This window comes from Aquirufa sp. OSTEICH-129A (assembly GCF_054558355.1).
Genome location: NZ_JBPXKC010000004.1, coordinates 306,422 through 314,128, shown reverse-complemented (window position 1 = coordinate 314,128; position 7,707 = coordinate 306,422). Strand labels below are relative to the sequence as shown.

Sequence of the window (7,707 nt, the reverse complement as noted above, 5' to 3'; positions counted from 1 at the left end):
TGTACTAACCCCCTAATAGACTGGACTAAATTTTAAAAAGAGTTTAGAACCAATTAAATTAGGGAAAATGAAAAGAGAAAGAAGAGTATTCAGTCCAGAAGACCGTCTAGCTATTATTCAAGAAGGTCAAAGAGAGGGAAGTACGGTTACTTGCCGGAAGTATAATTTAGCACCTAGTCTGTATGCTAAGTGGAAGAATAAATACCTTTCCAAAGGAGTAGAAGGGCTAAAGCCTGCTTACAAGCGAGTAGATCCTGAGCTGAGAGCTTTAGAAGAAGAAAATGAACGCTTAAAAAGAATCATCGCCAGACAAGCTTTGGAAATTGAATTTAAATCAGAGCTTCTAAAAAAAAGCCCTGTGCTAATCAAGACAAGAAGATGATTGTTTTACAATACAATCAGCAGGCTCCCACACGGATGCTTTTATCTTGGTCGAATCTTCCTTCCAGCGTCTACTATTACAAGTCTACAGGCGGAAAACCGGGCGTTAAAGCGAGTTCTCACACTTGGAAACAAGATGGAGATTTGGTCGAAAACCAAGTCGTTATCGAGCAAATAAAAGACATTCTCTCCCAAGAGTTTTGTTGCTATGGTTATGAAAACATAACAGGGGAATTACGCAAACTTGACTATTACATTAACAAGAAGAAAGTTTACCGTTTAATGGATGAACACAACCTTCTTTTAGGGAAAGTGATACGAACGAGCGGCAGACGTAAATTTGTCCAACATCGTAAAATTAAGGCTTACTACCCGATGGAATACTTATGCTTGGACATCAAGTATGTCTATGTACACGGTGAAAAAAGGAATTTTTACCTCTTGACCATCATCGATGTTTTTTCTCGCAAAATCGTAGATCAGATTTTTCAAAAAAGCATCAAACAAATGGATGTAATCAATGCCTTTAGACGAATAAACAACGAATACGGAATCAAAGGAGTAACCATTAGAAATGATAATGGGTCACAATTTATAGCAAATAACGTCAAGCAATTTCTCCGTACAGCTGAAGCCAATCAAGAGTTTACACACATTGCAACGCCTGAAGAAAATTCCTACATCGAAGCCTTTCACTCCATCATTCAACGAGAAGTAATCGACCGTTACGAGTTCACGGGATACTATGATGCCAAACAAACTATATTCGCTCACACGATCTGGTACAACACCCGCAGGTTCCATAAAGCAATCAAAATGACCCCGAGCGAAAAATGGGATCAGCATATCCACATCACAAACCAAAAACGTGTCGAACAAAATTTGTACAAAAACCAACACGAAACTAGTGATGTTTTAAACCAAGATTATCAATACCTTAAACAAAATTTGAACGAAAAAACAAGCAATTATTACACAACTGTTTCTACAAATGTGTCCAAGTAATAAGGGGTTTGTACAAGATTCAATATCAAGAGTTGCAGATTTATTGAATTTTTCACTAGTGATTAAATGAACTGAGGAAAGTTTATTTTTGGCATTACTTTTCAAGTGGCTAGTCATTCGAGCATATGTATCAGTTGTTTCGCCAACATATGCTTCTTTTATTGCCCCATCACTGAGAATATAAACAATTGGCCAAAAATCTTTAGCATAATGAAGATTTTGAAACTCATTAAATAAGTTTGAATTGAAATCATATCGCTTTACTTCAAAAACGTTATTCAAACTCATAACTCTGTATATTTTTTAGCTGTACCTTTTGCTTTATTTACGGGATATTTTTCTCCATTTGTTTTGATTTTTTCTAAAACAATATCCTTAACGTCAAAGCCATATTTTTCAGCTAGTAAAAAGGCAAATGAAAAAATATCAGCAAGTTCTTCTTTTACTTTATCAGAATTTGCATCCTCTGCTTTCTTCCAAAGAAATAATTCTAAAAGTTCAGACGATTCAATGCTTATTGCTAAAGCTAAATCCTTTGGATTATGAAATTGCTCCCAATCTCTTTCATTTCTGAACTTTAAAAGTGCTTGTATAATTTCTTCGCTTTCTTTCATAAAATAGTTAGTATATGCATTGTCAAGGTAATTTTATATTTGCTATTTCAGCAATAAAGGTTTCACAAATTTTACAATGATAAATAATGGCTGTTGAAATAGATTTAATGTGTAGTATTTTTTGAAGATAGAAAATTGAAAGGATAAATAGAAGTTCCTTGTTTAGTTTAAATGCAAGATGAGTCTATGTAAAAAGGAATACTTCAATTTCTCCATTAGCACAAAAGGCAATATAAATCCTCAACCCATCCTATTCATTTTCCCCCCGAAACCCTTACATTTGACAAATTCAATTCCAATGAAAACCTGGCTGTTTATTTTGGGGATTTGTTTGCTAGGCTTGATGCTAGGATTTACTGCTTGGCAAAACAAGGTCAATATAGATTGGCCCTCTTACCATGGAGCGAATGATCGCAACCACTTTTCCCCTTTAAAACAGATAAATCCATCCAATGTACATCGATTAAGTCTGGCTTGGGAATACGATGCAGGTGGAGCAGATACCTCCACAAATAGCACGCAAATGCAGTGCAACCCCATCATCATCAAAGGCATTATGTACGGCGTTTCTGCCAACACCCAAGCTTTTGCGCTTGATGCTAAATCAGGCGTGGAACTTTGGAAAACCCATATTCAAGTTAAAACCAATAGCACCACCAGTCGAGGTGTCAGCTATTGGAGCCAAGGCAAAAAATCACGGATCTTTTTTGGATATGGCCAGTATTTATTTGCCTTGGATGCTAAATCGGGTAAGCCAATTCCTAGTTTTGGTGAAGGGGGTAAAGTGAATTTATTATCAGGAATTCAACGCGAGGGCTCTGATGAATATGTATCTCTCAATACCCCTGTGACTATTTTTAAAAATTTAGTCATCGTAGGGACGCGGGTTTCAGAATCTGCTACGGCACTTTTGGGGGATATCAGAGCTTATGATGTCATTTCTGGAAAATTAGTTTGGACCTTTCATACCATTCCAAGACCCGGTCAATATGGATATACCACTTGGGAGAAATATAATTATCAAAATCTAGGGGGAGCCAACAGCTGGATGGGCATGGCATTGGATGAAAAAAGGGGAATCGTTTACGCCCCCACCGGTTCGGCGGCCTTTGATTTTTACGGAGGAAATAGAAAAGGAGACAATTTATTTGCCAATTGCTTGATTGCCCTCGATGCCACAACAGGCAAAAGGTTATGGCATTATCAGACGGTTCACCATGATATTTGGGATCGAGATATACCTGCGCCTCCCAATTTATTTTCCTTGACCATTCAAGGGCAAAAGAAGGATGTCGTTTCCGTTTTAAGTAAGCAGGGTTTTATGTTTGTCTTTGACCGTGTGACAGGCAAGCCCATTTATCCCATAGTAGAAACTCCTTTTCCTGCCTCCGATATTCCCGGGGAAGTAGCCGCTAAAACGCAACCGATCCCCACTTGGCCAGAGCCATTTACGCGTCAAAGCTTTTTTGAAAAAGATATTAATCCTTGGGCATCCAATTCAGATGAAATCAAAAAGGAATTGGCTTTAGCCAAATCTGGACATGCTTATATTCCCGTGGGTAAAGAAAAAACGATCTTTTTCCCAGGAACCGATGGCGGCGCTCAATGGGGTGGGGCGGCAGTTGACGAGCAGTACGTGATGTACATTCCTGCCAAAGAAAATCCAGTTTACAGTGCTTTAATTCCTAACCCTAAAAGCCTCAAATTAACTAAGGCTGGAAGTATTTATCAACAACAGTGCATGAGCTGTCATGGAGAAAATAGACAAGGAAATGAAGATGGTTCCATTCCTGCTTTGCTCGATCTAGATAAAAAATACACCCTTAAAACCTACCTTCAATTATTGAATCAAGGTAGAGGTAGAATGCCCTCTTTTCAACATATAAGTCTCGAACAAAAGGAGGCAATTTGGGCCTATTTACATGGGGATAATGTGGAAGTAAAAGCCTCTAACCTTTTATCTGTTTCAGATTATTTGATGACGGGCTATAACCGCTGGTTTGATTCCAAAGGTTATCCGGTCAGTCGACCACCTTGGGGCACCTTGACTGCCATGAATATGCATACAGGTAAGAAAATTTGGCAAGTTCCTTTGGGGGAATATCCCGAATTAATGGCTCAAGGAATTCCTAGAACGGGTACTGATAATTATGGGGGTCCGGCGGTAACAGCAGGGGGTTTGGTGTTTATCGCTGCCACTAAAGATGAATATTTCAGGGCTTTCAATCGTAAAACGGGCGAGGAATTATGGAGATATAAATTGCCTGCGGCTGGATATGCTTCTCCTTCGGTTTATTCTGTAGATGGCAAGCAATATGTGGTCATCGCTTGTGGAGGAGGCAAGTTGAAAACCAAGTCGGGCGACCACTACCTCGCTTTTTCACTAAATTAGTTTCATGCAAATTCAAGAAATTCCGATCCAACAAGTTTTAGTGATTCGCCAGGAAGTCATGTGGCCAGATAAAGACCTGGATTTTGTTAAGCTAGCAGGTGATGAAACGGCTATGCACTTGGGCTTAATTGATGAAGGTCAATTGAAATCCGTTATTTCCCTTTTCCAGGAGAATCAATCCCTCCAATTCCGGAAATTTGCCACGCTTGTTTCAGAACAAGGCAAAGGCTATGGGTCCCTTTTATTGAAGCATGTGTTTGAACAATTTAGTCAAGCAGATGTAAAAAAAATTTGGTGCAACGCCCGAGTTTCCAAGGTCCAGTTTTATGAAAAATTTGGCATGAAAATAGTGGGCGAAGCATTCCTGAAAAATGGGATTGAATACGTGAAAATGGAGAGAAGGATGTCCCACATTTCTTCCGAATCCAGTCCCATGTAGGCTATTTTTGACTCAATACTTTGTCCAATAACATAGTGATTTCATGGTTCTCATGGGAATGCCCTAATTTGGATTGTAATTCCTTCAATGAGTTCATCGCTTCATCCGATTTCAAGGCAGCCACTCGTTGAATGGTATATTGTAAAAATTTAGGCATTTTCGCTTTGACACCTAATTGAATAGCACGTTTGACATCCAAAGTTGCCAATGGTTCGGCAGCATACCAAAGCATTAAAGGTAAATTATGATCTGTTTTATCTTCGCTTTTTTGTACCAAGGCATCCAATACATTCCAACGCTGAGCGGGTTCCAAACGTAACAAGGCAGAAACTAAATACAATCTAACCTGTGCCGATTTATCTGTACGTGCCAAGGCCTCAAATTGGCCTAAAATACTAGCTGAGACTTGTTTCTTTTCCGCAACCAATTGAATAGCCCAACTTCGTACATTTTCATCCGGATTCGTTAATAATTGAGCAACATCTTTTTCGGTCAGACCCTGAGTAACATGTAGTGTCCAGAGTGCTCTCAATTTTCTAGTCACATCTGGGTTTTTATCGATGATGTTTTTGAGGGCCTCATGAACTTTCGGATTTGCGCCCCTTTCTTGCAAGATGGTTCTAGCCTGTCTAACATACCATTCATTGGCATGAAGCTGGTAATTCACCAAATCCATGTCAGAGGCTTTATGTAAATCCACTTGTACCCATTTGTCGTTTTCATGCGTGATTTTAAAAATTCTACCCATCGTTTTATCGTGTACATCTGGGTTAGAACTGTGGCATTGGTTTTTATCGTACCAGTCAATGGCAAATACTGAACCGCTTGGATCATATTTAAAATTGAGCCATTGTGACCATGAGTCGTTCATGACAATAAAGTCTTTTTTGTGAGAAGCTGAATAGCCTGAACCTTGCCGGTTTAACTGATCTACATTCAATCTCGAACCATTGATATTGTTCATGAAGATGTTATTTCGGTATTCTTTAGGCCAAGAATTTCCTCCCAAATAAATCATAGCCCCTGCATGAGCATGGCCACCTCCTGCGGAAGCTGATCTAAAATTGCCTGCATGCGGCCCACGATCTCCTACATAGTGGCGGTGATCAGCGATGGTTTTAATATCCTCATAGGTGTAAGGATTAAAATGTTTTCCCGCTTGTCGTTCGTAGCGTGCCCCTTGGATGATGTGGAACATGTGCGGAATCACACAAACCGTTATAAAAGGATGCCCAAACTCATTGAAGTCGATTCCCCAAGGATTACTCGTTCCTTCAGCAAAGACTTCAAACTGATGACTGATGGGATGGTATCTCCAAACACCTGCATTGATTTTGGTTCTTTCTCGATCGCTTGCTCCTGGTTTACCAACATTGGAATGGGTAAAGACCCCATGATTGCCATAGAGCCATCCATCGGGTCCCCAGCGCAAGCTATTTAATACTTCGTGGGTATCTTGTACTCCCCAGCCATCCAATAGTTTTTGGATAGGCCCCGTCGGTTTATCCGTTTGTAAGTCGGTAGGTATAAATAATAAATAGGGAGCTGCACCTAGCCAAACCCCACCCATGCCCACTTCAATGCCACTCACTAAATTCAAGCCTTCCATAAAGACTTTTCGTTTGTCTAAAGTCCCATTGCCATCCGTATCTTCAAAAATCAGGATGCGATCTTTTCCTTGTCCTTCTGGAGCAGGAACGGGATAGGTATGACCTTCCACCACCCACAAACGCCCTCTAGCATCTATGGTGAAACTGATTGGACGAACAATATCAGGCTCGGCGGCGGCTAAGTTAATTTTGAAACCTTTGGGTAAAGTCATTACTTCTGCGGCCTTTAAACCGGAAAGTCCGGCGTTGAGTACAGGATCCAATGGGGGAAGAATGATGATGTCCTTTTGATGTAATTCATTGGGGAAATTTGGCCGATTCGCATGGAATTGAAAGTTGTCAAAATTGATGTGCGCGAATTTGTCATGGGCTACGTAGGGGATAGGAGTGATTCCCGTTTCGTTGTCAATGATGCGGATAAAGATTTCTTGTTGTAAATAGGGTTTTAAGTTCGCCACCACGGGTTGTAAAGTGGCACGACCTTGACCCGTAGAGCGGAAAATGACCTTTTTGCTTTTGGCCAAAACAAATTCTACCCGTGTATCTTGTAATGCGCCCCCTGAAACCAAAAAGCTAGCAAAAGGCTGTGTTACCTTAAATGGTACAGAGCTTAAACTACCTGTCAAAGCATAGTTTTTAGTTCCGCCACTACTGATGAAATGTGTTCCTTCAGGACTGATTTTCATGCTTTTATCATGAACAGGAGAGGGATCTTGGTTGAAGATAGGATTTGCAAAGGCCTCTCCTTCTGCTTTCCAATCTTCCAAATTTCCTGATTCAAAATGGAAGTTTAGGGGTTTTCCATTTTTGCTAGGCCTTATTCCTTTTACAAGCTCAGCTGTGATAGCTCCTTCTACCACTTCAAATTTTCCAACCATACCAGCCGCCCGATGACCAGGGATGGAGCAAAAATAGGTGTCATTTGACTGAGCAATAAATACGATACTCGTACTCGATCCCTTGTCTAAAATGGTAGAACTCTTGATCCCTATTTTTTCCATGGAGATGTCGTGAGTCATTTGCTCTCCGTTGACAATAGTAATCCGTACTTTTTTGCCTTTATTGGCTTTTAGGGTAGGGTTTCTTGTTCCATCTTTCGAAAAATACCCTAGCATGGTTGCTTCTAAGGTATAGTCAAAATCGACTTTACTACTATCTTGTTGGATGGCATTGGAACTTATTGCCCAAATGGGATTTGCCAAAAAAAGACATAAGGTAATACCCCAAAAATAGTTAACAGATTTGTTCATAGGTTTTAAGAGATTG

Annotated in this window: 7 protein-coding genes; 4 read left to right on the top strand and 3 right to left on the bottom strand. The window is 40.0% G+C overall.

From position 1 onward, the window contains the following. Window positions 1-67: 67 nt before the first annotated feature. Complete coding sequence (locus SKC36_RS09935; protein ID WP_166373554.1) at window positions 68-382, top strand: transposase; 315 nt, start codon at window positions 68-70, stop codon at window positions 380-382. Window positions 383-417: 35 nt separating this feature from the next. Continuing rightward, window positions 418-1,386 (top strand): transposase, encoded by a 969-nt coding sequence (locus SKC36_RS09930; protein ID WP_459464749.1) that lies wholly within the window; start codon window positions 418-420, stop codon window positions 1,384-1,386. Here the strand turns inward: SKC36_RS09930 and SKC36_RS09925 are convergent. Both SKC36_RS09925 and SKC36_RS09920 read right to left on the bottom strand, forming a co-directional pair. Beyond that, window positions 1,297-1,674 carry a GIY-YIG nuclease family protein gene (locus tag SKC36_RS09925; RefSeq protein WP_459465769.1) on the bottom strand — a complete coding sequence of 126 codons (378 nt, stop codon included), beginning with the start codon at window positions 1,672-1,674 and terminating at the stop codon, window positions 1,297-1,299. The genes SKC36_RS09930 and SKC36_RS09925 overlap by 90 nt on opposite strands. Further along, window positions 1,671-2,000 (bottom strand): nucleotide pyrophosphohydrolase, encoded by a 330-nt coding sequence (locus SKC36_RS09920; protein ID WP_459453745.1) that lies wholly within the window; start codon window positions 1,998-2,000, stop codon window positions 1,671-1,673. The genes SKC36_RS09925 and SKC36_RS09920 overlap by 4 nt, the downstream gene beginning before the upstream one ends. 298 nt (window positions 2,001-2,298) lie before the next feature. Here SKC36_RS09920 and SKC36_RS09915 point away from each other — a divergent pair, with 298 nt between their 5' ends. Both SKC36_RS09915 and SKC36_RS09910 read left to right on the top strand, forming a co-directional pair. Then, entirely contained in the window at window positions 2,299-4,392 is a 2,094-nt protein-coding gene (locus tag SKC36_RS09915) for an outer membrane protein assembly factor BamB family protein (protein ID WP_459453746.1), read from the top strand. 4 nt (window positions 4,393-4,396) lie between these two features. Further along, window positions 4,397-4,831, top strand: a complete 435-nt coding sequence (locus SKC36_RS09910) for a GNAT family N-acetyltransferase (protein WP_459453747.1) — start codon at window positions 4,397-4,399, stop codon at window positions 4,829-4,831. A gap of 1 nt (window position 4,832) precedes the next feature. On the opposite strand, the gene SKC36_RS09905 is transcribed toward SKC36_RS09910, so the two are convergent. After that, window positions 4,833-7,691, bottom strand: coding sequence for a PVC-type heme-binding CxxCH protein (locus SKC36_RS09905; RefSeq protein ID WP_459465768.1), 2,859 nt, complete (start codon window positions 7,689-7,691; stop codon window positions 4,833-4,835). Window positions 7,692-7,707: the final 16 nt, after the last annotated feature.